At 69.3% G+C, this 21,966-nt stretch carries 25 protein-coding genes; 15 read left to right on the top strand and 10 right to left on the bottom strand.

The window, feature by feature from the left end; genetic code table 11:
- Positions 1-35: 35 nt before the first annotated feature.
- The 4 genes from AC4FS1_RS01640 to AC4FS1_RS01625 all read left to right on the top strand — a co-directional run bounded on the left by AC4FS1_RS01640 (position 36) and on the right by AC4FS1_RS01625 (position 2,242).
- Positions 36-674 (top strand): DUF4386 domain-containing protein, encoded by a 639-nt coding sequence (locus AC4FS1_RS01640; protein WP_491152081.1) that lies wholly within the window; start codon positions 36-38, stop codon positions 672-674.
- Positions 675-730: 56 nt separating this feature from the next.
- Complete coding sequence (locus AC4FS1_RS01635; protein WP_491152079.1) at positions 731-871, top strand: hypothetical protein; 141 nt, start codon at positions 731-733, stop codon at positions 869-871.
- 218 nt (positions 872-1,089) lie between these two features.
- Positions 1,090-1,926: an alpha/beta fold hydrolase gene (locus tag AC4FS1_RS01630; RefSeq protein ID WP_491152077.1), complete on the top strand. Its 837-nt coding sequence runs from the start codon at positions 1,090-1,092 to the stop codon at positions 1,924-1,926.
- 133 nt (positions 1,927-2,059) lie between these two features.
- Positions 2,060-2,242, top strand: a complete 183-nt coding sequence (locus AC4FS1_RS01625; protein WP_491152075.1) for a hypothetical protein — start codon at positions 2,060-2,062, stop codon at positions 2,240-2,242.
- 1,037 nt (positions 2,243-3,279) lie between these two features.
- On the opposite strand, the gene AC4FS1_RS01620 is transcribed toward AC4FS1_RS01625, so the two are convergent.
- The 3 genes from AC4FS1_RS01620 to AC4FS1_RS01610 form a co-directional block, all read right to left on the bottom strand.
- Positions 3,280-3,594: a hypothetical protein gene (locus AC4FS1_RS01620; RefSeq protein WP_491152073.1), complete on the bottom strand. Its 315-nt coding sequence runs from the start codon at positions 3,592-3,594 to the stop codon at positions 3,280-3,282.
- Positions 3,595-3,610: 16 nt separating this feature from the next.
- Positions 3,611-4,684 (bottom strand): redox-regulated ATPase YchF, encoded by a 1,074-nt coding sequence (gene ychF, locus AC4FS1_RS01615; protein ID WP_491152072.1) that lies wholly within the window; start codon positions 4,682-4,684, stop codon positions 3,611-3,613.
- A 379-nt stretch (positions 4,685-5,063) separates the two neighbouring features.
- A complete protein-coding gene (locus tag AC4FS1_RS01610; RefSeq protein WP_491152071.1) occupies positions 5,064-5,813 on the bottom strand; it encodes a class I SAM-dependent methyltransferase in 750 nt (249 codons plus the stop codon).
- Between the two features lie 157 nt (positions 5,814-5,970).
- On the opposite strand from AC4FS1_RS01610, the gene AC4FS1_RS01605 reads away from it, so the two are divergent.
- Complete coding sequence (locus tag AC4FS1_RS01605; protein WP_491152069.1) at positions 5,971-6,612, top strand: exonuclease domain-containing protein; 642 nt, start codon at positions 5,971-5,973, stop codon at positions 6,610-6,612.
- A gap of 33 nt (positions 6,613-6,645) precedes the next feature.
- Positions 6,646-7,944, top strand: a complete 1,299-nt coding sequence (locus tag AC4FS1_RS01600; RefSeq protein ID WP_491152067.1) for a DNA recombination protein RmuC — start codon at positions 6,646-6,648, stop codon at positions 7,942-7,944.
- A gap of 12 nt (positions 7,945-7,956) precedes the next feature.
- Here the strand turns inward: AC4FS1_RS01600 and AC4FS1_RS01595 are convergent, their stop codons facing one another.
- Positions 7,957-8,160: a UDP-N-acetylmuramyl pentapeptide phosphotransferase gene (locus AC4FS1_RS01595; RefSeq protein ID WP_491152066.1), complete on the bottom strand. Its 204-nt coding sequence runs from the start codon at positions 8,158-8,160 to the stop codon at positions 7,957-7,959.
- A gap of 241 nt (positions 8,161-8,401) precedes the next feature.
- Between AC4FS1_RS01595 and AC4FS1_RS01590 the strand changes: the two genes are divergently transcribed.
- Positions 8,402-9,724: an HNH endonuclease signature motif containing protein gene (locus tag AC4FS1_RS01590; RefSeq protein WP_491152065.1), complete on the top strand. Its 1,323-nt coding sequence runs from the start codon at positions 8,402-8,404 to the stop codon at positions 9,722-9,724.
- 10 nt (positions 9,725-9,734) lie between these two features.
- On the opposite strand, the gene glpX is transcribed toward AC4FS1_RS01590, so the two are convergent.
- A complete protein-coding gene (glpX, locus tag AC4FS1_RS01585; RefSeq protein ID WP_491152063.1) occupies positions 9,735-10,721 on the bottom strand; it encodes a class II fructose-bisphosphatase in 987 nt (328 codons plus the stop codon).
- A gap of 185 nt (positions 10,722-10,906) precedes the next feature.
- Between glpX and fbaA the strand changes: the two genes are divergently transcribed.
- A complete protein-coding gene (gene fbaA / locus AC4FS1_RS01580) occupies positions 10,907-11,938 on the top strand; it encodes a class II fructose-bisphosphate aldolase (RefSeq protein ID WP_491152061.1) in 1,032 nt (343 codons plus the stop codon).
- Positions 11,939-11,989: 51 nt separating this feature from the next.
- On the opposite strand, the gene AC4FS1_RS01575 is transcribed toward fbaA, so the two are convergent.
- Genes AC4FS1_RS01575 through AC4FS1_RS01555 form a run of 5 tightly spaced genes read right to left on the bottom strand, consistent with a single transcriptional unit; the run spans position 11,990 to position 15,436 of the window.
- On the bottom strand, positions 11,990-12,541 hold the full coding sequence (locus AC4FS1_RS01575; protein ID WP_491152059.1) for an MOSC domain-containing protein: 552 nt from the start codon (positions 12,539-12,541) through the stop codon (positions 11,990-11,992).
- A gap of 37 nt (positions 12,542-12,578) precedes the next feature.
- Entirely contained in the window at positions 12,579-13,256 is a 678-nt protein-coding gene (locus tag AC4FS1_RS01570) for an anti-sigma factor family protein (protein WP_491152058.1), read from the bottom strand.
- Positions 13,253-13,756: a sigma-70 family RNA polymerase sigma factor gene (locus tag AC4FS1_RS01565; RefSeq protein WP_491152057.1), complete on the bottom strand. Its 504-nt coding sequence runs from the start codon at positions 13,754-13,756 to the stop codon at positions 13,253-13,255. The genes AC4FS1_RS01570 and AC4FS1_RS01565 overlap by 4 nt, the downstream gene beginning before the upstream one ends.
- 40 nt (positions 13,757-13,796) lie before the next feature.
- Complete coding sequence (locus AC4FS1_RS01560) at positions 13,797-14,378, bottom strand: DUF6264 family protein (RefSeq protein WP_491152055.1); 582 nt, start codon at positions 14,376-14,378, stop codon at positions 13,797-13,799.
- Positions 14,375-15,436 (bottom strand): 4-hydroxy-3-methylbut-2-enyl diphosphate reductase, encoded by a 1,062-nt coding sequence (locus AC4FS1_RS01555; protein WP_491152053.1) that lies wholly within the window; start codon positions 15,434-15,436, stop codon positions 14,375-14,377. The genes AC4FS1_RS01560 and AC4FS1_RS01555 overlap by 4 nt, the downstream gene beginning before the upstream one ends.
- Before the next feature lie 73 nt (positions 15,437-15,509).
- Here AC4FS1_RS01555 and xseA point away from each other — a divergent pair, with 73 nt between their 5' ends.
- Genes xseA through AC4FS1_RS01520 form a run of 7 tightly spaced genes read left to right on the top strand, consistent with a single transcriptional unit; the run spans position 15,510 to position 21,893 of the window.
- On the top strand, positions 15,510-16,814 hold the full coding sequence (gene xseA, locus AC4FS1_RS01550; protein ID WP_491152051.1) for an exodeoxyribonuclease VII large subunit: 1,305 nt from the start codon (positions 15,510-15,512) through the stop codon (positions 16,812-16,814).
- 10 nt (positions 16,815-16,824) lie between these two features.
- Positions 16,825-17,052 carry an exodeoxyribonuclease VII small subunit gene (locus AC4FS1_RS01545; protein ID WP_491152050.1) on the top strand — a complete coding sequence of 76 codons (228 nt, stop codon included), beginning with the start codon at positions 16,825-16,827 and terminating at the stop codon, positions 17,050-17,052.
- Entirely contained in the window at positions 17,052-17,681 is a 630-nt protein-coding gene (locus AC4FS1_RS01540) for a DUF4245 family protein (protein WP_491152048.1), read from the top strand. The genes AC4FS1_RS01545 and AC4FS1_RS01540 overlap by 1 nt, the downstream gene beginning before the upstream one ends.
- Positions 17,678-18,331, top strand: coding sequence for a carbonic anhydrase (locus AC4FS1_RS01535; protein WP_491152046.1), 654 nt, complete (start codon positions 17,678-17,680; stop codon positions 18,329-18,331). The genes AC4FS1_RS01540 and AC4FS1_RS01535 overlap by 4 nt, the downstream gene beginning before the upstream one ends.
- Positions 18,332-18,368: 37 nt before the next feature.
- Positions 18,369-19,763, top strand: coding sequence for a class II fumarate hydratase (locus tag AC4FS1_RS01530; protein ID WP_491152045.1), 1,395 nt, complete (start codon positions 18,369-18,371; stop codon positions 19,761-19,763).
- Between the two features lie 52 nt (positions 19,764-19,815).
- Positions 19,816-21,240: a sensor histidine kinase gene (locus AC4FS1_RS01525; protein WP_491152043.1), complete on the top strand. Its 1,425-nt coding sequence runs from the start codon at positions 19,816-19,818 to the stop codon at positions 21,238-21,240.
- Positions 21,237-21,893: a response regulator transcription factor gene (locus AC4FS1_RS01520; protein WP_491152041.1), complete on the top strand. Its 657-nt coding sequence runs from the start codon at positions 21,237-21,239 to the stop codon at positions 21,891-21,893. The genes AC4FS1_RS01525 and AC4FS1_RS01520 overlap by 4 nt, the downstream gene beginning before the upstream one ends.
- The last annotated feature ends 73 nt before the right edge of the window (positions 21,894-21,966 follow it).

The following is a 21,966-nucleotide window of genomic DNA, read 5'->3' as shown; positions in this document are numbered from 1 at the left end:
GGTATACGGCGTATACCTCCGACGATCGGCACGCCATGACGAGAAGCCCTCGCACCTACGCCCGCACCGCGGGCGCCCTCTACCTGCTCACTCACGTCACCTCGGTCACCGCGGTCGCCGCCTACGCGGCCGGTGGCTTCGCGCTGGGGGTGGCCCTCGAACTGGTGCTCGCCGCGGGATGCCTCGGTACCGGCATCCTGCTGTGGGTGCTGCTGTGCGACGTCGGCCGAGTTCGGTCCGCCGCCTTCGCCGGCCTGCGCGCTCTGGAAGCCGCCGTCATCGCCGCCGGCACGTTGCCGATGCTCGTGCTGCTGTGGACCGCGCCGCGCGCGCCACTGGACGAGACTCTCCTCGCACTGCACACCGCCGCATTCCTCGTCGGTCAGGGCCTGGTCATCAGCGTGAACACGATCATCCTGGGCTGGCTGCTCCTCGACGCGCGTGTCGTCCCCCGCGCCCTTGCCGTGCTCGGCATGCTCGGCGGCGCCGTGGTGCTCGCCAGCAACGCGGCGCAGCTGTTCGGGGTGATCCCGCAGGGCGGCACGGTCGCCGGCTTGTGCGCGGTGCCGGTGTTCGTCTTCGAGATCTGGTTTGCCATACACCTCATCGCCGTGGGTCTGCGCGGGCGCGTCGTGCCCCCTCCCGCGCCCGCTCGGGCGGCGTCGCCGGCGTGAGGACGGACGACCGGCGCGCCGGCCCTCATGCCCCCGCGCGTTCCTAGGCTGGAGAGGTGATCGATACGCCGCCCGATCCCCGGGCCTGCCCCACGTGCGGCGATCCGCTCCGTTTCGAGATCCTCGACGAGGAGCGGTTCCTCGTGGCGTGGTCCTGTCTTCACTGCGGTCTGGTGCGCGCGACCGAACCGTCGTGATGGCCGAGCGACACCCGCCGTTGATGAGCTGCCCGGGCGTCGCAGGATGAAGGCGCACTCGCGCACGTTGTTGGACAGATGTCGGGACATCGATGATGCCGGCCCACGGGACGAAGACCGGCGTTACCGTGGACGCACTCGCCACCTGACCGAGGAGCGAGACGACCCGAGAATCGTCCCAAGCACAGCTTGGTCCGACATGAACGCGGAGGCGGATCATGGGATTTGTAACCACGGAAGACGGCGCAGAGATCTTCTACAAGGACTGGGGCAGCCCGGATGCGCAGCCCATCATGTTCCATCACGGCTGGCCACTTTCGGCTGACGACTGGGACGGGCAGATGCTGTTCTTCCTCGCGAACGGCTACCGGGTCATCGCGAGCGATCGGCGGGGGCACGGCCGGTCCTCCCAGATCGGCACCGGCCATGACATGGACCACTACGCCAGTGACGCCAATGCAGTGGTCGAGCACCTCGACCTCCGGAACGCCATCCACATCGGGCACTCCACCGGCGGCGGCCAGGTCGCGCGCTATGTCGCCCAGTACGGAGAACCGCAGGGACGCGTCGCGAAAGCCATCCTGGTGTCCGCCGTTCCTCCGCTGATGGTGCAGACCGACGACAACCCGGAGGGCACCCCCATCTCGGTGTTCGACGGATTCCGTAGCGGGCTCGCGGCCAACCGGGCCGAGTTCTACCAGGCCGTCGCCTCCGGACCCTTCTACGGCTTCAACCGCCCCGGCGCCCAGGTCTCCGACCCCGTCATCGCCAACTGGTGGCGCCAGGGCATGATGGGCAGCGCCCAGGCGCACTACCTCGGCATCGCCGCTTTCTCCGAGACCGACCAGACCGAGGACCTGAAAGCGATCTCCGTTCCGACACTGGTCACTCAGGGTGACGACGATCAGGTCGTTCCCTACAAGGACGCGTCCCTCAAGCAGCACGAGCTGCTCAGCAACTCGACCTTGAAGATCTACCAGGGCTACCCGCACGGCATGCTGACCGTCCACGGCGACGTCATCAACCCCGACCTTCTCGCGTTCATCCAGCAGTAGGTGCCGTCTACACTCCTGGGGCGCGAGCCGGGGTATCCCGGGTCGCGCCCCCCTTATGTGACCGCCGGTGCGAACAGCGGGCACGAAGTCTCACGCACCCACCCAGAGGAGCGAGCGCATCACCGACTCGACGATGCCCGCCGACGATGACCTCACCGGTACGGCGGATGAACGCAGACGACAACTGGCTGAGCGTGAAGAAGCGGGGCCGTTGTCGGCACAGTGGCTGAGGCGTCAGCTCGATGCGGCCCTGGCGGCGTGGGCGGGTGACGAGACGTCACTCGAGATCGACCAGGAATCCCACACCGACTTCTAGCCCCGCGTACTCCGCCGTTCGTGCCTCGGGCCGGGCCCGGTTCGCTGCCGGTGCTGCGGCGGCTGGCGAGTGCGTTGAGGTCAGCCGTGCAGCTGATGCCAGGCGCAGATTCGGAACCCGTACGGCGGAACTTCGCTGCCGGACGTGGGCGTGGAAGCGGAAGCGGAACGCGCAAATGGCGGAATGACAGGTTCCCCGAGATCCGCGGAAAGACGCCACCACCTACACGTTGAAGCGGAATTCCACGACGTCGCCGTCCTGCCGCGAGGCGCACCGTCCACCGAACCACCCACGCTGTAAGGCGGCGCCATCCTGGGCTCGCCGCTCAAGCGCTAGCCTGACGTGATTCCCCAGGTACCGGAACTCCTGCACACGGTCCCGATCGCGCCGGGGGCACTGAGCATTGACGGGGGGCGAAGCCGTGGAGCCTAAGGCGGCGACTACGCGTCTTGCATTGGTCCTTGTTGCCGGATGTCTCGCAGGTTGCAGCGAATCGGATGACGGCTCCTCTAACGGTGGGTTCGGATTGCCAACGGTGGACTCGGCTACCCAGCACCAAGCGCTGACGGCGGCCGGGGGGACCCCCAAGCTGATTTCGGGCAGGCTGGTTGTCGAGTCCAACGGGTGCATGATGCTCGACAGCGGCGATTTGTCACCGGGGCGATCTTGTGGATTGTCTGGCCGGACAAAAGCGAACAGGACAGCGATGCCGTGGTCCTCGAAGGGGGTCAAAGGGTCAGTGACGGCGCACACCTCGAGGGGTACGGCGCACAAGTCACGCTCGCGGACCTCCCGGACGGCGACCAAGAGTCGTCCTACTTCGGATCATTCGGGCGCTTTTGTGACTCTGCTACCGGTGGCGTGATCGTGCTGGTCGACCTACGCCGCTGATCTCAAGGGATCGATCCGTCTGGGAGGGAACGCCTTGGCGGTAACCGAAGCGATGCATCTGGCCACTCCAGGGCGATGATCTTCGACTCGCCGTCGGAGGCCGCCTGATGCACTCCGTTACGGAACTCCACCAAAGCTGGCATACGTCAACTGGCGTGAGACTGCCACCACTCGACCAGCGAACGCGCGAACTGGACCTCCGCCTTCTCGTCGCTCACAGTGAGGCCATAGTCGGTGCGGAGGAATCGGACGAGCCGCGCGCTCAACTCGTCCGCATCAACGCCCTCCCCCAGCCAGGTCATCATCGGCAAGATCAGGTCGTCGTACTCCGCATCGTCTGCAGGCCGGTCGGCATCCGCGTAAACGCCGAGGACATCCCACGCGAGGAGCCGAGCGCGCAACTCGGTGACACGCGGAAGCACTTCGCGCCTCTGATGATCACGACCGGCACTGGAGGTCATGGCCTACGTGGATCCGTCAGTTGTTGAAGCGGAACTCCACGACGTCGCCATCCTGCATGACGTAGTCCTTGCCCTCGAGGCGCGCCTTGCCGCGCGAGCGGGCCTCGACCACAGAGCCGGCGTCGATGAGGTCGTCGAACGAGATCACCTCGGCCTTGATGAAGCCCTTTTCGAAGTCGGTGTGGATGACGCCGGCCGCCTGCGGGGCTTTCCAGCCCTTGCCGATCGTCCACGCGCGCGCCTCCTTCGGCCCCGCGGTCAGGTAGGTCTGCAGGTTGAGCGTGTCGAATCCGATACGCGCGAGCTGGACGAGGCCCGACTCCTCCTGCCCGGTCGAGGCCAGCAACTCGGCGGCGTCCTCGGGGTCGAGCTCGATGAGCTCCGACTCGATCTTCGCGTCGAGGAACACCGCCTTCGCCGGGGCGACGAGGGCGGCGAGCTCAGCCTTGCGCGCATCATCCGTCAGGACCGCCTCATCCACGTTGAACACGAAGATGAACGGCTTGGCGGTCAGGAGCCCGAGCTCCTTGATGGGGGCGAGGTCGATGTCGGAGGCGGAGAGCAGCTGGCCCTTCTGGAGCGCGAGCTCGGCGGCACGCGCGGTCTCGAGCACGGAGGGGTCGAGCTTGCGACCCTTGACCTCTTTCTCGTACCGGGTGATCGCCTTCTCCAGCGTCTGGAGGTCGGCGAGCTGCAGCTCGGCGTTGATAGTCTCCATGTCACCGGCCGGGTTCACGGCGCCCTCGACGTGCACGACGTCGTCGTCGGCGAATCCGCGCACCACCTGGGCGATCGCATCCGCCTCGCGGATGTTCGCGAGGAATTGGTTGCCCAGCCCCTCCCCCTCGCTCGCGCCGCGCACGATGCCCGCGATGTCGACGAACGACACGACGGCCGGCACGATGCGCTCCGAGTGGAAGACCTCGGCGAGCTTCTCGAGCCGCGGATCGGGGAGGTTCACCACGCCGATGTTCGGCTCGATCGTCGCGAACGGATAGTTCGCCGCGAGCACCTGATTCTTGGTCAGGGCGTTGAACAGGGTCGACTTGCCGACGTTCGGGAGACCGACGATTGCGATGGTGAGAGCCACGGGAGTCCAGTCTACGTGGGGGGATGCTGCGCCCCCGCGGCGCGGGGACCCCAGCCCCACCCCGCGCGCGCGAAACGACGATCCGGACGAGACACCACGCGACGCGTTATGTCTCGTCCGGGCTGTGGTTTCTCGGCGGGTGGCGGGGGGCGCGGGAGGCGCGGCACAGGCGGATGCTGCCCGGGTGCGGCGGCGCGCGAGAAACGACGATCCGGGCGAGACACGACGCGACGCGTTATGTCTCGGCCGGGTTGTGGTTTCTCGGCGCGGGACGCGACGCGACGGGCGCGGATGGGGCGGGCGCGGCGGCTCGGACGGAAGGAGCGGGCGGGCTGGCGGGCTGGCGGGCTGGCGGGCTGGCTGGCGGGCGAGGGTGGGGCTACGGGCGGATGGTGCGGAACGCGCGCGTCACGTAGGGCAGGTCGACCACGGCGTCGGCGACGGCGCCGATCTCGTCGCACAGGTCGGCGAGCGCCTGCTCGATGCGCGCGCGCTCTGCCGGCTCGGCGGTGAGGAGGTAGCTGCGCGAGCGGGCCATGGCGAAGATGTCGTCGCGCGTCATGGGGCGCGTCCAGTGCCACGAGCGTCCCTCCACCCCCTCGAACGGCGCATCTACGCTCGGACCCCCCTCGGCGAGCATCTCCTCGGCCTGGCTGCTGTGCATGGCCGCGGTGAGACGCCGCACCCACGGCGTGCGTTCATCGCGGATGTTCCACACGAGGCCCAGCACCCCTCCGCTGCGCAGCACGCGGGCCACCTCGACGGAGGCGGCAGGTACATCGACCCAATGCCACGCCTGACCGAGCAGAACTGCATCCAACGCCGCGTCCGGCAGCGGCAGCGCCTCGGCCCGCCCGACGAACGTCGGAACACCCACGACGTGGGTTCTCAGACTCTCCAGCATCCCCGGGTCGGGGTCGATCGCGATGACCTCCGCGCCGCTCTCCACGATTCCGCGCGTGAGCTTGCCCGTCCCGGCGCCGACGTCTGCCACCCGCAGCGCGCGGTCGGGATCGCGGACGGGTTCCAGCATCCACGCCACGGCCGCGGCGGGATAGGACGGCCGCCCCGCCTCATAGGTGTCTGCGGCGGCTCCGAATGACGTCGACATCTCTTCGCGGCTGGCCATTCTTCGACCCTACGCGGACCCCCGGCAGCGGGATGTCCCCCTTGTGCAGCTTTCGGCAACCCAGAAGCTGCACAAGTGAGACAACACAGCCGGAGGAATCGCCATCCCCGCGGCGCGCCTGACGGGCGGATGCGGCGGGGAAAGCAAACCTGAGGAGGTGACCCTGGACTTCACCGCGATCGACTTCGAGACGGCGAATTCCAGCAATGCATCGGCCTGCGCAGTGGGCATGGCGCGGGTGCGCAACGGGCAGGTCGTGGCGACCGCGGGATGGCTCATCCGCCCGCCGGCCGGACACGACACGTTCTACGACTTCAACATCGGCATCCACGGCATCCGGCCCGAAGACGTCGCGTCCGCTCTCGGGTGGAGCGCGCAGCTGAAGCAGCTGACCGCGTTCGCCGGCGCGGATGTGCTCGTCGCGCACAACGCCGGCTTCGACATGGCCGTCCTGCGGCGCGCGTGCGAGGCCACCGGCGACGTATGCCCGCCCTACCGCTACCTGTGCAGCCTGCAGGTGGCCCGTCGCACGTACGAGCTCGACTCCTACCGGCTCCCGCTGGCCGCCGCGGCCGCCGGGTTCGGTGACTTCGCGCACCACGACGCGCTCGCCGACGCGCTCGCGTGCGCGCACATCGTCATCGACGCCGCCCGCCGAGTGCAGGCGCCCGACGTGGACGCCCTCGCGCTCGCGACCGGGGTCCGCGTCTCGGCCATCGCCGCCCCGCGTACGAACGCGCCCGCCCCGCACAGGGACGCGCCCGCGGCGCGCGTGGACGCGATGCTCGCCGTCGCCTGAGGCGATGTCGGGGGTCGGGCGCACACTGACGGCATGGACGCACTAGCCCTTCCCCTCGTGGCGATCGCCTGCGTGCTCGTGGGTGCCCTCGCCGGCTTCGCCGTGGGCACCTCGCGCGCCGCGGCACGCGGAGCGCGCGAGCGCGCCGACCTCACCGCGCGCCTGGCCGGCAGCGAAGCGGGTCGCGCGGGCGTACAGGCTCAGCTCGATCACCAGCAGCTTCTGTACCGCGAGCTCGCGGGTCAGACCCGCGCCGAGCAGGCGGCTCGGGAGGAACGCGAGCGCCGGGAGCAGACCGTGTTGCGCGCCCTGGAACCGGTGCGCGAGACGCTCGGCACGATGCAGCGGAAGGTGGAGGAACTCGAACGCGACCGCGGAGCCCAGTTCGCGACCCTCAGCGAACAGCTGCGGCGGGCGTCGCAGTCCGACGAGTCGCTGCGCGCCACGACAGAATCCCTCGCCTCGGCACTGCGATCGGGCAGCACCCGCGGAGTCTGGGGTGAGACGCAGTTGCGTCGCGTCGTCGAAGCCGCCGGACTTCTCCGCTATGTCGACTTCGAGACGCAGTCGACGCTCGCCACCGGCTCCGGCGGTACCGCACGCCCCGACCTGATCGTTCGCCTGCCCGGCGACAAGGCGCTCGCCGTCGACGCGAAGGTGCCGCTGGACGCGTTCCTCGAAGCCAGCGCCATCCCGCTCACGGCGGACGGCGCGGAGGGCGCCCGGCGCAAGAGCCTCCTCGACAAGCACGTGCGTGCTGTCCGCGCGCACGTGGATGCTCTGGCGAAGAAGGCGTACTGGGCGTCGCTGCCCACCAGCCCCGAGTTCGTGGTGTGCTTCATCCCGAGCGAATCGCTCCTGGCCGCCGCGCTGGAGGAAGACCCGGGGCTCCTGGACTACGCGTTCACCAAGCGCGTCGCGCTGGCATCCCCCGTCAACCTCTGGGCGGTGCTGAAGACCGTCGCGTACACCTGGACCCAGCAGGACGTGTCGCAGGAGGCGCGGCAATTGTTCGCGCTGGGAACGGAGCTGTACGAGCGGATCGGCACGGTCGCCGGTCACGCCGACGACCTGAGGCGGGCGCTGGAGCGCACCGTGGACAGCTACAACCGGTTCGCCGGTTCGCTCGAGTCCCGCGTGCTCGCCAGCGCACGCAAGTTCCCCGGGATCGACGACACGAAGCTGGATGCGGTGTCCCCGCCGAGAGCGGTGGAGACACCGTTGCGGCGGTGGAGCGCGCCGGAACTGGTGTCACCCGAGTCACCGAACGCGATCATCGGCGCCGACGTCGGTGAACTCCGCGCGCGGATCGACGTCGAATCGGCGGAGTGAGCCGGGAACCGCTCAGGCGCCGCCGGGGACGAAGCTGAGCAGCGTGATCACCGCGCCGGACACGAGAACAAAGGCACCGACCATCCACCAGGCGCTGATCTGCTGGCCCTCTTCGCGGCGCACGCGGAACAGCACATCCGGTCGGCGGGCAGGGTCGACGGCATCGGCGATGACGGCCTGGGCGCCGGTCCTCGGCGCACTGGTCTGAACGGACATCTGGCGTACCCCTCGATGATCGGTCTGGGAAGCATCCCCATCGACACCAGAAACAATTTTGCCAGACTTCCCCGCACCGGGGCGTCACGACTCGATCACAGTGCCGATGTCCTTCGAGGCTCCCCGGGAAAGCCCGGCCGCTCGATGCCCTTGCGCGGCAGGCCGTGATGATCTAGCGATCAGGGCCTGAGCCGGGACAGCGAGAAGGGACAATGTCGGTGGTCGGTGGGACGCTTATCGCATGACAGCGGAAGCCGGCTCCGGAGCTTCGGAGGGTCGCGAGCACCTCGCCCGTGTCGTTGACGACCTTTGCGCGAATCAGGAGGCGATCGCCGCGCTGGAAGCCGAGGCGATACTGCATTTCGCGTCCGGTATGCGCATCGCCCTCGACCGGATGGCCCACCGGCCGCGGCGACAGCAGACGCGCGAGATGGAACTGCGCGCGGTCGCCGCTGAGATCGGTCTGGCCCTTCGGCTGAACGATCGCACCGTGCAGCGACGCATGGGCGACGCCCTGGAGCTGACGGAGAAGTTCCCGGCCACCGTCGACGCCCTCTCGGCCGGACGAATCACGCTGCGCCACGCGACCGCCATCTGCGACGCCGGGGCCGTTCTGGCGAACCCGCGCGAGCGGGCTGCGTTCGAGCGGGTCGTGCTCGACCGGGCGGAGCGGGAGACGGCCGCCCGCACAAAAGCGTTCGCCGTTGCTCTCGCTGAACGGATGCAGCCGGAATCCATCACTCAACGGTTCCAGCGCGCCGCGCTGACGCGCATGGTCACGGTCACGGAGATCGACGACGGGATGGCCGAGGTGCGGGCCATCCTGCCCGTCACGGAGGCGTTCGCGGTCCACGACCGGCTGAGCAGACAGGCGCGAGAGATCCGTGCGATCACCACGGAGCCGGACGAAAGCATGTCAGCGGAGTCGGCCGAGGAGAAGCCAAGCGTCTGCGACACGCGCACCCTGGATCAGATCCGCGCCGACATCTTCTGCGACATCCTGCTGACCGGGCAGCCGGCGATCGATCCGACGAAAGACAAGCTCCCCGGCGGGCTGGGCGCGATCCGCGCCGAGGTCCAGGTGACCGTCCCCGCTCTGACCGCGGCCGGCAAAGATGACCGAGGCGCCCGTATCGATGGCAAGGCCCCCATCGACGCCGACACGGCACGGTGCCTGATGGCCGGATCCTCGGGGTGGGATCGGATCCTCACCCACCCCGTGACCGGCATGGTGCTCGCCGTCGATCGATACCGCGCCGGCAGCACGATGGAACGGTTTCTCGCGGCGCGCGACATCCACTGCCGGTTTCCTGGATGCCGGATGCCCGCACGGCTCTGTGACCACGATCACAATCTCGACTGGGCACAGGGCGGAAAGACCGATGTCTGCAACATGGCGTGTCTGTGCAAACGACATCACACGCTGAAGACCGAGACCGAATGGGTGGCTGAGCAGTTGCCGGACGGGTCCATCCGGTGGACCTCACCTCTGCGGCGGCACTACCTCGATGTGCCGGCGCCGCAGGTGATGTTCCTGCCCGACGGCGACCCGCCGCCCTTTTGATCTCAGCGGGTCAGAGCCACTTCGACGTCAGGTGCTCCGACACGACGCGCCGGAGCGTGCCCGACGCGCTGCGCAGCACCACGCTCTCGGTGGAGAGCCAGTCGCCCTCACGGCGCACGCCGGCGACGAGTTGGCCATCGGTGACACCGGTCGCCACGAAGATCGTGTTCTTGCCCTTGACCAGCTCGTCGGCCTCGTAGACGTAGTCGAACCTCAGGCCGGCGTCGGCGCCCTTCTGCCGCTCATCGTCGGTCTGCGGGTACAGACGGCCCTGGATGTGGCCGCCCAGCGCCTTGATCGCGCACGCGGTGACGATGCCTTCCGGGCTGCCGCCGATTCCGACGCACATGTCGGTCCGCGCGTTGTGGCGCGCCGCGTTGATGCCACCGGCGACGTCGCCGTCGCTCATGAGACGCGTGCCGGCTCCGGCGTCGCGGATCTCCTGCATGAGCTGCTCGTGCCGCGGCCGGTTCAGCACCGACACGACGAGCTCGTCGACCGGCTTCCCCAGCGCCTTGGCCAAGCGCCGGATGTTCTCCCCGATAGGGAGCCGGATGTCGACGACGCCGACGCCGGCGGGGCCGGTGACGAGCTTGTCCATGTAGAACACGGTGGACGCATCCAGCATCGTCCCCGCGTCGGAAACCGCGATCACGGACAGCGCGTTCTGCCGTCCGGCCGCCGTGAGCGACGTGCCGTCGATCGGATCCACCGCGACGTCGCACTGCGGGCCGCGGCCGTTGCCGACCTTCTCGCCATTGAACAGCATGGGCGCGTCATCCTTCTCGCCCTCGCCGATGACGATCGTGCCGTCGAAGTTCACGGTCGTGAAGAAGGCCCGCATCGCATCGACGGCCGCACCGTCGGCCGCCTCCTTGTCGCCGCGACCGATGAAGGGCACCGCGCGGATGGCGGCGGCTTCGGTCGCGCGCACAAGCTCGAGTGCGAGGTTGCGGTCGGGGTGGAGGGGGCTCATGTCGGCGGTAAGACTCACCATGCGGCCAGCCTATCCACGCCGCCGAACGAATCGACCGATTCGCCTCCCCGGCCACGCGAAGGAATCGCCATTCTTGCCGCTGGGGAAGATGCCGTCGTCCGCCCCTGCGGCACCCCACCTCCCGGGTGGTCGAGCGCCTTCGGTAGAGTGACCGACAACCCCCACTCCACAATCGAGGAGACTTCATGCCCGTCGCCACCCCCGAGCAGTACGCCGAGATGCTTGACCGCGCCAAGGCGGGCGGATTCGCGTACCCCGCCATCAACGTGTCCAGCTCGCAGACCATCAACGCGGTGCTGCAGGGCCTCACCGAGGCGGGTTCCGACGGAATCCTCCAGGTGACGACCGGCGGAGCGGACTACTTCGCCGGGCACACGGTCAAGGGCCGCGCCACCGGCGCGATCGCGTTCGCGAAGTTCGTCACCGAGGTCGCCAAGAACTACCCGATCACCGTCGCCCTCCACACCGACCACTGCCCGAAGGACGCCCTCCCCGGTTTCGTGCTGCCGCTGATCGAAGCGTCCGAAGCAGAGGTGAAGGCCGGGCGCAACCCGATCTTCCAGTCGCACATGTGGGACGGCTCGGCGGTGCCGCTGGAGGAGAACATCGACATCGCCGCGGAGCTCCTTCCCCGCCTCAACGCCATCCACGCGATCCTCGAGATCGAAGTCGGCGTCGTGGGCGGCGAAGAGGACGGCGTGCAGCACGAGGGCTCGAACGAAGCGCTCTACACCACCGTCGGCGACGTCACCAAGGCCGTCGAGCGCCTGGGGCTGGGCGAGAACGGCCGCTACATCTCGGCGCTCACCTTCGGCAACGTGCACGGTGTCTACAAGCCGGGCAACGTCAAGCTGCGCCCCGAGCTCCTCGGCGAGATCCAGGCCGGCATCGCTCAGCGCTTCGGCACCGGCCCCAAGCCCCTCGACCTCGTCTTCCACGGCGGCAGCGGCTCGTCCGATGAAGAGATCGCGCTCGCGGTGAGCAACGGCGTGGTGAAGATGAACATCGACACCGACACGCAGTACGCGTTCACGCGTTCGATCGCCGGATACATGTTCAGCAATTACGAGGGCGTCCTGAAGGTGGACGGCGAGGTCGGCAACAAGAAGCAGTACGACCCGCGCGCCTGGGGCAAGGTCGCCGAGTCGGCGATGGCCGCCCGCGTGGTCGGGGCCACCCAGCAGCTCGGCTCCCACGGCAAGTCGCAGGGCGCCTGACCCGCACGACTTCAGAGATGCCCCGGCCTCGCGGTCGGGGCATCCGTCGTCTCAGGCCGGCGCGCGGAAGTTCTCCAGCAGGCCCGGGGCGCCCTCCGGCACGGTCAGCACCTCGATCTCATCGCCGGCGCGGATGCTGCCGACCTGGCGAACACGCAGGTAGGGACCGAGGCGACGCTCCGCCGCGAACCGGCGCACCCATCCGCGTTGCTCCGCACCGCCGACCCATCGGGCGAAGGTGGCGCACGGGGTGCGCGGCATCGTCACTTCGACCTCGACGGTGTCGCCGATGCGCCACACCTCGCCGATGCGCGACGCGTTGACGTCGAGGCCTTCCACCCGGAGGTTCTCGCCGAACCAGCCCGGCGGCAGCTCCCGGCCGAGTTCAGCCTCCCAGAAGGCGGCGTCCTCCTGCGCGTAGGCGTACACAGCCTTCTCGAGCCCGCCGTGGTGCTTGCGACTGGCCTGCACGTCACCACGCAGCCCGTACTGACCGACGTGCACCGCGGTAGGCACGGGGCGCTTGTCGATCGCGGTCACCCCGAGAAAGCCGGTGTCGGGGCGGAGCTGGTGCACGACGCAGACGGCGAGGACACGGGGCATCCCGGAATGCTACGTCACGGCCGCGGCCGCGGGTCGCCTACTCCCCCGCGTCGTAACGCATCAGCACGTCTTCTCCGTCGATCGTGCGGATCTCCACCGCACCGATCTCGCTGACCGGCAGGTCGGTACCCGCACTGAGATTCGTCGTCGAGCCGGGAGACGCACGCCACGTCGAGAGTGTCGTGGTCGCTCCCTCGGCGTCGGTGACAGTCAGCGCATACGGCCACCCCTCCTCGGGGGCGTCCAGCACCTCGCCGCTGTAGCGGCAGACCAGATCGATGCGCGTCCCCCACGCCGCGTCGGTCAGGCGCACCGATGCCTCCAGTGGTGCTCCCGCGAGGTCGGTCAGGGCGTACACCACCCCCTGCGGGGCCGTCACGGCGATCGTCACCGGCACGGCCACGCCGCCCAGCACCAGCGCACCCGCGGCCGCGAGCGTCCACACGATGCGACGCCGTCGCCGGTGCTGTGCACGCTGCAGGAGCGCGTCCCGCAGCTCCGGGCGCGGGTCGGCCGGGGTGTCATCCATCGCCCGCGCCCGCTCGGCGGGCACACGCGACAGCAGCCCCGCCGTGGGCGCGAGTTCGGCGACCGCGCGACGGCATTCGTCGCATTCGGCCAGGTGGTCTTCGTACGCGCGGCGGTCGGCAGGCGACAGCGCCCCCAGGACGTATGCCGCGTCCCATTCCGCAACGCGATCATGTTCGGGATTCATCGCGTCACCCCCCTCTCCTGCAGTGCGAGCCGCAGCGCCCGCAGACCGTAGTGCAGCCGTGATTTCACGGTGCCCTCCGGGATGCCGAGTTCCTCGGCCGCCTGGGCGGTGGTGTGTCCGCCGTAATACGCCGCCACGATCACCGCGCGGTGGTCGGCGCTCAGTCCCGCCAGCGCGTCTTCGATCAGCAGCGCATCGAACAGTGCGTCGGAACCGTCCGGCCGCGCGCGCTCGGGCACGTCGGCGACGGGTGCTTCATGACGCCGCCGCGCACTCCGGGCCTCGTCGATGACGAGGTTCCGGGCGACGGTCATCATCCAGGCTCGCGCCGACGCGGGGTCCTCAAGGATCCGCGGGCTCCGCCACGCCCGCAGGAGCGTCTCCTGCACGACGTCGTCCGCGCCGGCACGATCACCGGTGAGGCTGACCACGTAGCGCCATACCGGCGCCGCATGGGCGTCGTACAGCGCACCGAGCTGAACGTCGTCCTTGCCGCGCATGGCACCTCCCCAGATCACACGAGATGGGGCGCCGCGCGGTTCATCGTCCGGCCGAGAACCGATCGATGAATTCGGCGAACGCGGGATCGCCCGACAGCGGCACGGTGAGGCACGCGGCCACGACGAGGATGGTCAGGAGGGCACCGACGAGCGGAATCCAGAACGCGACGCGCCCGCGGCGGAGCTGCCACCAGGTGAGGAGCGCGCTCGCGAGCCAGCCCACCACGTAGACGATGCCGGCGATGGGGCCCCATACGCGGGCCGCATCGAAGTTGGAGAACGACTCGTCCACGCCGAGGAACGCCAGGTACTCGTTGGCGAAGCCGGCGAAATCGAAGAACCGAGGCGTCGTGAAGAGGACGTTGAACAGCCCGTAGACGAGCAGTCCGATGCTCACGATGCGGTCGGCGAGACGCCAGCCGGTCGCCGGCGCCGCGGTCCGCGAAGCGGGAGCGCCAGGCGCCTCCGATGCGACCGGAGCCGCCGACCCCGACTCCGGTGCGGGATGAACGCCTGCCGCGAGCGCGTCCGTCGTGTCAGGCCGCGCGATGCGCGCCCGCTGCTCCTCGGGGGTGGCGTATTCGCCGTATTGCGGACGCGGTCGCGGGTCGCCGTCGCTCACGCGCGACCCCGCCCGCCGAGCGCACGCGCGTCACGGCGGCCGGAGACATCCGAGCGCAGCTCCTTGGGGAGGGAGAACATCAGATCCTCCTCGGCGGTGCGCACTTCTTCGACATCGCGGTAACCGGCGCCGGCGAGTTCTGCCAGCACCTCCTCGACGAGCACTTCGGGAACGGATGCGCCGCTGGTGACGCCGACCGTTTCCACGCCGTCGAGCCACTCCTGCCGCACCTCGTCGACGTAGTCCACGCGGTAGGCGGCCTTCGCGCCGTGCTCGAGCGCAACCTCGACCAGGCGCACGCTGTTGGAGGAGTTCGCCGAGCCGACCACGATGACGAGGTCCGCCCCCTTCGCGACCTTCTTGATCGCGACCTGGCGGTTCTGGGTGGCGTAGCAGATGTCGTCGGATGGCGGATCCTGCAACTGCGGGAACCGCGTCCGCAGGCGCCGGACCGTCTCCATCGTCTCGTCGACCGACAGGGTGGTCTGGGACAGCCACACGACCTTGGACGGATCCCGCACCACGACGGTGTCGGCCTCATCGGGCGAGTTCACGATCGTGACGTGATCGGGCGCCTCGCCCGCGGTGCCCTCGACTTCTTCGTGACCGAGGTGGCCGATGAGGAGGATCTCGCGGTCGTCACGGGCGAAACGCACCGCTTCCCGATGCACCTTCGTCACGAGCGGGCAGGTGGCATCGATCGCCTGCAGACCCCGGTCGGCAGCGGCCGAGACGACGGCCGGTGACACGCCGTGGGCGCTGAAGACGACGTGCGCCCCGGGCGGGACCTCATCGACCTCGTCGACGAACACCGCGCCTTTCGCTTCGAGTTCGCTGACGACGTGGACGTTGTGCACGATCTGCTTGCGCACGTAGACCGGCGAGCCGAACCGCTCCAGCGCCTTCTCCACCGCGATCACTGCGCGGTCCACACCCGCGCAGTATCCACGGGGTGCGGCCAGGAGCACCTTCTTGTGTCCGTCGACCGGGATATCCTGGAGCCGCCCGCGACGACCCGGGATCCGGGGCACGGGCAGCGAAACGACAGGGGTGCTCACCCTTTGATTCTACGAGGACGCCCCTGGACGACGGCCGAGTCCGGCCGATCCTCGATCGATCTCGAGAGAAGTGATGACCACTTTCCAGCCCGAAGCGGTGCCGGGGCAGCCCCCGCCGCCCGATTCCGTGCCCCCGCGCGACTCCACGATGCACGCGCCCACGTCGGTCGCGCGGCTGAATGACACCATCCGCGGCTTCGTCGACCGCTGGGGGTCGGTGTGGGTCGAGGGAGAGATCACCTCCTGGAATGTGCGTGGCGGCAACGTGTTCGGGCGGATGAAAGACCTCGCCACCGATGCGACCATCTCGTTCCGGGTGTGGTCGAGCACGGCCCAGCGCCTGTCGAAGGACTTCTCGACCGGCGACCATGTCATCGCGTGCGTCAAGGCCGACTACTTCCCCCGCTCAGGGGACTTCAGCTTCGCGGTCTCCGCCATGCGGCACGTCGGACTCGGCGATCAGCTGGAAAAGCTCGAGCAGCTGCGCGCGAAGCTGCGGGGCGAGGGGCTGTTCGACGCCTCCCGGAAGAAGCGCATCCCCTTCCTCCCCCGCCTCGTCGGCCTCATCACCGGGGAGAACTCCGATGCCGAGAAAGACGTGCACCGCAACGCCGAGCTGCGCTGGCCGCACGTGCGGATCCGCACGAAGCACGCCGCCGTGCAGGGCGACCGGTGCGTCCCGGAGATGATCGCCGCGCTCAAGGCGCTGGATGCCGATCCCGACGTGGATGTCATCGTGATCGCGCGAGGGGGCGGCGACCCGCAGACCCTCCTCGGTTTCAGCGACGAACGTCTCCTGCGAGCCGTGGCCGCCGCATCCACGCCGATCGTGAGCGCCATCGGGCATGAGAACGATCACCCCCTGCTCGACGACGTCGCAGACCTCCGCGCTTCGACGCCCACCGACGCCGCCAAGCGGGTGGTGCCGGATGTCAGCGAGCAGCGTGCGCTTGTCGCGCAGTTGCGGGCGCGCCTGAGCGGTCGGCTCGCGCAGCGCGTGACCCATGACATCGCCCAGCTGGAGCAACTGCGCTCACGCCCGGTGCTGCGCACCCCCGACGCGATTCTCACCGGCCGCGCTCAGGAGATCTGGATGCTGGGAAACCGCGGCCGCGACATCGTCGAGCGTCTCGTGGCCACGCACGACCGCCGAACGACCGAGCTCCGTGCGTCGCTGCGAGCGCTCTCGCCGCTGGCCACCCTGTCGCGCGGGTACGCCATCGCCCACATCGCCGACGGGGTCATCGTGCGCGACGCCGCGCAGGCGCCCGCCGGCACGGAAGTACTCGTCACGGTCGCTCGCGGCTCGATCGCCACCCGCTCCGAGGGCGAGGTCCCCGAATCCGCCGCGACGGCCGCGGGGAAGGAGCCGAACTAGGATGGTGGATATGACCGCGTCGCAATCGGGCACCACCGAAGTCGCGACTTTGTCGTTCGAGCAGGCCCGCGATGAGCTGGTCCGCGTGGTCGCGGAGCTCGAGCAGGGCGCCCCCACGCTGGAGGAGTCGCTCGCCCTCTGGGAGCGTGGTGAAGCCCTTGCGGCGCGCTGCGAAGAGTGGCTGCTCGGCGCCAAGCGGCGGCTGGACGCCGCGCGGTCGGCACCTGCGGAGTCGTGATGGCCCGCATCGTCGCCGAGCTCGGACGCCCCGAAACCCCCGATGAGACGGCCGCCCGGAAGGCGGCATCGTCCCAGGCTTACCGGTCCAGCAAGACGTTCCGCAACCTGCTGACGGCTCTCGGAGTCATCCTCATCGTGGTGGCCGTCGTGGTGCTCGGTGTCCCCCGCGGTGAACCGGCCGAACGGCCGCCGATCGACGTGGCGGCCGAAGCCGCCGCCCTCAGCGACACTCTGCAGCGCCCCGTCCTCACCCCCGACGTCCCCGACGACTGGCGTGTCAACTCGGCCACGCTCCAGGCCGACACGATCGACGCATGGACGATCGTGTACGCCCCCGACGACAGCGCGGGGTTCGTCCGCGTCGCTCAGGGGTTCGATGCCGATGAGGCGTGGACGGCGGAGGTCGTGGCCGGAAACCGGCCGAACGGCACCATCACCATCGAAGGCATCGTGTGGGAGGAGTACCGCGTGTCCGATCCGGCTCGTGCGGGCAACGTGTCGTACGCATTGGCGACCGACGCGGGAACCGACGTCGTGATGGTCTACGGCTCGGCCTCCCCCGCTGTGGCCGCCACGGTCGCGGGCGCTCTGGCGCCGGAGATCGCCGACCTGCGAGCCGCATCATGACGCCGGCGCACCCCACCCCGCGGGTGGTGTGGGACGAGATGGCAGAGGGCAATCACCGGTTCGTCTCCGGCGCCCCGCGGCACCCGCGTCAGGACGTCGAGCGCCGCCACGAACTGGCCGGAGGCCAGCGGCCCCGTGCGGCCCTGTTCGGATGCTCCGACTCCCGCCTCGCCGCGGAGATCATCTTCGACGAGGGCCTCGGCGATCTCTTCGTCGTGCGCAACGCCGGCCAGGTGATCTCCGACTCCGTCATCGGCAGCCTGGAGTACGCCGTCGCGGTGCTCGAGGTGCCCCTCATCGTGGTGCTCGCCCACGACGCGTGCGGCGCCGTCGGCGCCGCGATCGAGAGCGTGCAGCCCGACGCCCCCAACCTGCCGCCGCTCATCTGGCGGCAGATCGCCCCCATCGTTCCCGCTGTTCGCCGCGTCCTTCGAGCCGACCACGCCACGACGGCGGCGACCATCGACCCCGAGCAGGTGGGGCGCGAACACCTGCGCGACACCGTGACACAGCTGCTGCACGGGTCCGAACTCGTCTCCGAAGCGGTCGCCGAGGGGCGCTTGGCGATCGTGGGCGCGAACTACCGGCTCGCGGAGGGGACCGCCGTCCCCGTCGTGATCGTGGGCGATGCGGGCGACCCGCTGCCCTGACACCCTGACAACCACCCGGCATCTGGAGGACGACGAAGTGACCGACACCGAGTACCGCATCGAGCACGACACCATGGGCGAGGTGCGCGTGCCGAAGAACGCCCTGTACGCCGCACAGACGCAGCGTGCGGTGGAGAACTTCCCCATCTCCGGCGACCCGCTCGATCCCGCACAGATCGTCGCCCTCGCCCGGATCAAGAAGGCCGCGGCCCTCGCCAACAAGGACCTCGGAACCCTCGACGGCGGCATCGCCGACGCCATCGCGCGCGCCGCCGACCGCATCATCGCCGGCGAGTACGCCGACCAGTTCCCCATCGACGTGTACCAGACGGGCAGCGGCACGTCGTCGAACATGAACATGAACGAGGTGCTCGCCACTCTCGCCAGCGGCGACCTCGGCTCCCCCGTACACCCCAACGATCACGTCAACGCGTCGCAGTCGTCCAACGACGTCTTCCCCACCTCGGTCCACATCGCCGCCACCCAGGCGCTCATCGACGACCTGATCCCGGCGCTCGACCACCTCGCCGTCGCGTTCGAGACGAAGGCCGAGGCGTGGAAGGACGTCGTCAAGTCGGGCCGTACCCACCTCATGGACGCCACGCCCGTCACGCTCGGACAGGAGTTCGGCGGCTACGCCCGGCAGATGCGGCTGGGCATCGACCGCGTGCAGTCCGTGATCCCCCGCATCGCCGAGGTGCCGCTGGGTGGCACCGCGGTCGGTACCGGCATCAACACGCCGCCCGGGTTCCCGCAGAAGGTCATCGAGCTGATCGTCGGCGAGACCGACCTGCCCATCACCGAGGCGAAGGACCACTTCGAGGCCCAGGCGAACCGCGACGGCCTCGTCGAGGCATCCGGAGCCCTCCGCACCATCGCGGTGTCGCTGACGAAGATCAACAACGACCTCCGCTGGATGGGCTCGGGGCCGAACACGGGCCTCGGGGAACTCCACATCCCCGACCTGCAGCCGGGCTCGTCGATCATGCCGGGGAAGGTGAACCCGGTCGTCCCCGAGGCGACCCTCATGGTGTGCGCACGGGTCATCGGCAATGACGCCACGATCGCCTGGTCCGGTGCATCGGGGTCGTTCGAGCTGAACGTCGCGATTCCCGTCATGGGGACGGCGCTGCTGGAATCCATCCGACTGCTCGCCAACACGATGCGCGTGCTGGCCGACAAGACGATTGCGGGACTCGAGGCCAACGTCGAACGTGCCGCGGCGTACGCGGGCATGTCACCGTCGATCGTGACCCCCCTGAACAAGCTGATCGGTTACGAGGCGGCTGCGAAGATCGCCAAGCACTCTGTCGCGAAGGGCATCACCGTGCGGGAGGCCGTGATCGATCTGGGTTACGTCGACCGCGGCGAACTGACCGAGGCCCAGCTCGACGAGAAGCTCGACCTGCTCTCGATGACGTATCCGGGGTGATCCGGTACGGTTCAGCGCTTGGATCGGCGCCCGCTCGCGCGATAATCGAAAGGTGAGCCGCCCGCCGAGAATGGGCTCGGCCCGCGCGCGGATCCTGGGGGCTGTCCTCGCCGTTGCGTGCGTCGGGCTCGTCGTGGCGGGCGGAATCACCTCCTGGGTGCAGCGACAGGAGGTGCTGGACACCGCGGATGAGCAGCTGCGGGCCTTCTCCGAATCTCTGACCGCCGAGACGGAGCGCGACCGGGAGTCGGTCGTGGAAGCCGTGCGCAGCGTCGTGCCTGCCCGCACGGACGGAACCGTCGCCGTGGCGGACGGCGTCGTGGTCGCTTCGGCGCCGACCTCCGGCGGCCTCGATCTGGCCGACGATGAGGTCTTCGTCCGCACGGTGAGCGCCTGGGCACCCGGTGACGCGCAGTACTCCACCGTCCGGAGCGACGTGGGTCTCCTGCGATACGTGGTCATCCCGAAGGGCGACGTCCTGGTGGCACACGCAGTGCTCCTCGACGCGCGCATGAAGCTGGTGGTCACGGGCGTCCTCACCTACACCGTCGCCGGGGTCGCGATCCTCGCGGCCATGGGCATCGTCGGATGGTTCGTCATCGGACGCTTCCTCTCTCCGCTGCGCGATCTTCGCGCGACCGCTGATGCGGTCACGATCGACGACTTCGGCACTCGGCTGCCTGCGGAGGGCAACGACGAGATCTCGGACCTGACCCGGACGGTCAACTCGATGCTCGACCGCATCGAGGGCTCCGTCGATGTGCAGCGTCAGCTGCTGGATGACGTGCGTCACGAGCTGAAGACTCCGATCACGATCGTCCGCGGCCACCTGGAGATGATGAACATCCGCGACCCCGCCGACGTGGCCGCGACACGGGAGATCGGCATCTCCGAGCTTGACCGCATGACCCGTCTCGTCGACGACATCGATCTGCTTGCTGCCGTGGAGGACGGGGCGCTGTCGATGAGCGTCGTCGACGTCGACGCGCTGACGGCCCGCGTCGGAGAACTGGTCGCCGTCATCCCCGGGCATCGCTGGAGCGTCGAAGCTCGCGGTTACGGGCGCGTCGACGGCGACTACGACCGCCTCCTGCAGGCCTGGTTGCAGCTCGCCGACAACGCCGCCAAGTACACCCCGGAGGGCACGCCCGTCGAAATCGGGAGCGCCCTGGATGACCGCGGCGCCCGCCTCTGGGTGCGCGACCACGGTCCGGGTATCCCTCCGGCGTCCCGGCACCGCATCTTCCGCCGCTTCGACCGGGCCGAAGGACGCCGCACGGTCGGCGGCTCGGGGTTGGGCCTGGCGATCGTCGACGCGATCGTGAAGGCCCACGACGGCCACTGCTCCGTCGCCGAAACACCCGGAGGCGGCGCCACGCTCACGATCCACATCCCGCCCGGGCGCGGACGGGCCGCCGACCTCCCGGCGCCGGTCCGCGCCGGCGACGTGGTGCAACAGCGGGAGGCCTCCGGATGACGCTCATCCTCATCGCCGAGGACGAGACCCGTATCTCGGCGTTCATCAGCCGCGGGCTCGAGTCCGCCGGGTACCGCACGCAGGTCGTCGAGGACGGCGCCGAGGCGCTCGAGACGGCACTGTCGGGCGGGATCGACCTCCTTCTCCTCGATATCGGCCTGCCGTCGCTGGACGGCTTCGAGGTGCTGCGTCACCTTCGCGGACAGGGTTCCACCCTGCCGGTCATCATGCTCACGGCGCGCTCGAGCACCCGCGACACCGTCGACGGCCTGGATGCCGGTGCCAACGATTACGTCGCCAAGCCGTTCAAGTTCGACGAACTGCTCGCCCGCGTTCGCTCGCGCCTCCGAGAGAACGTGCAGAGCAGCACGATCGCGATCGTGCACGGTGAGGTCGCTCTGGACGTGCTGACGCGGCGAGCCACCGTCGCGGGACGGGAAGTGGACCTCAGCGCGCGCGAGTTCGCCCTCGCTGAGCAGTTCCTTCGCCATCCGGGCCAGGTCCTCAGCCGCGAGCAGCTTCTCAGCCGGGTGTGGGGCCTCGACTTCGACCCCGGCTCCAACGTGGTCGACGTCTACGTGCGGTACCTGCGCGGCAAGCTGGGACACGAACACATCACCACGGTGCGCGGCGCGGGCTACCGCTGGGAGTGATTCCTCCGCACCCGCGGACACGAGAGAGCCCCCGGCGCTGGGGGACGCCGGGGGCTGATGGGGAGGACCGGAG

Source organism: Microbacterium sp. Z12_35, assembly GCF_058310475.1.
Note: the sequence above shows the minus strand (reverse complement) of the source record. Positions and strands in the feature narration are given on the sequence as shown.

Excerpts from the sequence above, each read along its gene's own strand:
- AC4FS1_RS01565 (WP_491152057.1), bottom strand. The coding sequence starts at position 13,756 with ATGCGCGGCAAGGACGACGTTCAGCTCGGTGCGCTGTACGACGCCCAT.
- AC4FS1_RS01535 (WP_491152046.1), top strand. The coding sequence starts at position 17,678 with ATGACGCCGGCGCACCCCACCCCGCGGGTGGTGTGGGACGAGATGGCA.
- AC4FS1_RS01595 (WP_491152066.1), bottom strand. The coding sequence starts at position 8,160 with ATGTCCGTTCAGACCAGTGCGCCGAGGACCGGCGCCCAGGCCGTCATC.
- AC4FS1_RS01630 (WP_491152077.1), top strand. The coding sequence starts at position 1,090 with ATGGGATTTGTAACCACGGAAGACGGCGCAGAGATCTTCTACAAGGAC.
- AC4FS1_RS01640 (WP_491152081.1), top strand. The coding sequence starts at position 36 with ATGACGAGAAGCCCTCGCACCTACGCCCGCACCGCGGGCGCCCTCTAC.
- fbaA (WP_491152061.1), top strand. The coding sequence starts at position 10,907 with ATGCCCGTCGCCACCCCCGAGCAGTACGCCGAGATGCTTGACCGCGCC.
- AC4FS1_RS01610 (WP_491152071.1), bottom strand. The coding sequence starts at position 5,813 with ATGGCCAGCCGCGAAGAGATGTCGACGTCATTCGGAGCCGCCGCAGAC.
- AC4FS1_RS01620 (WP_491152073.1), bottom strand. The coding sequence starts at position 3,594 with ATGACCTCCAGTGCCGGTCGTGATCATCAGAGGCGCGAAGTGCTTCCG.
- AC4FS1_RS01520 (WP_491152041.1), top strand. The coding sequence starts at position 21,237 with ATGACGCTCATCCTCATCGCCGAGGACGAGACCCGTATCTCGGCGTTC.
- AC4FS1_RS01590 (WP_491152065.1), top strand. The coding sequence starts at position 8,402 with ATGACAGCGGAAGCCGGCTCCGGAGCTTCGGAGGGTCGCGAGCACCTC.
- AC4FS1_RS01570 (WP_491152058.1), bottom strand. The coding sequence starts at position 13,256 with ATGAATCCCGAACATGATCGCGTTGCGGAATGGGACGCGGCATACGTC.
- AC4FS1_RS01600 (WP_491152067.1), top strand. The coding sequence starts at position 6,646 with ATGGACGCACTAGCCCTTCCCCTCGTGGCGATCGCCTGCGTGCTCGTG.
- AC4FS1_RS01575 (WP_491152059.1), bottom strand. The coding sequence starts at position 12,541 with ATGCCCCGTGTCCTCGCCGTCTGCGTCGTGCACCAGCTCCGCCCCGAC.
- AC4FS1_RS01540 (WP_491152048.1), top strand. The coding sequence starts at position 17,052 with ATGGCCCGCATCGTCGCCGAGCTCGGACGCCCCGAAACCCCCGATGAG.
- glpX (WP_491152063.1), bottom strand. The coding sequence starts at position 10,721 with ATGGTGAGTCTTACCGCCGACATGAGCCCCCTCCACCCCGACCGCAAC.
- AC4FS1_RS01625 (WP_491152075.1), top strand. The coding sequence starts at position 2,060 with ATGCCCGCCGACGATGACCTCACCGGTACGGCGGATGAACGCAGACGA.
- xseA (WP_491152051.1), top strand. The coding sequence starts at position 15,510 with ATGACCACTTTCCAGCCCGAAGCGGTGCCGGGGCAGCCCCCGCCGCCC.
- AC4FS1_RS01545 (WP_491152050.1), top strand. The coding sequence starts at position 16,825 with ATGACCGCGTCGCAATCGGGCACCACCGAAGTCGCGACTTTGTCGTTC.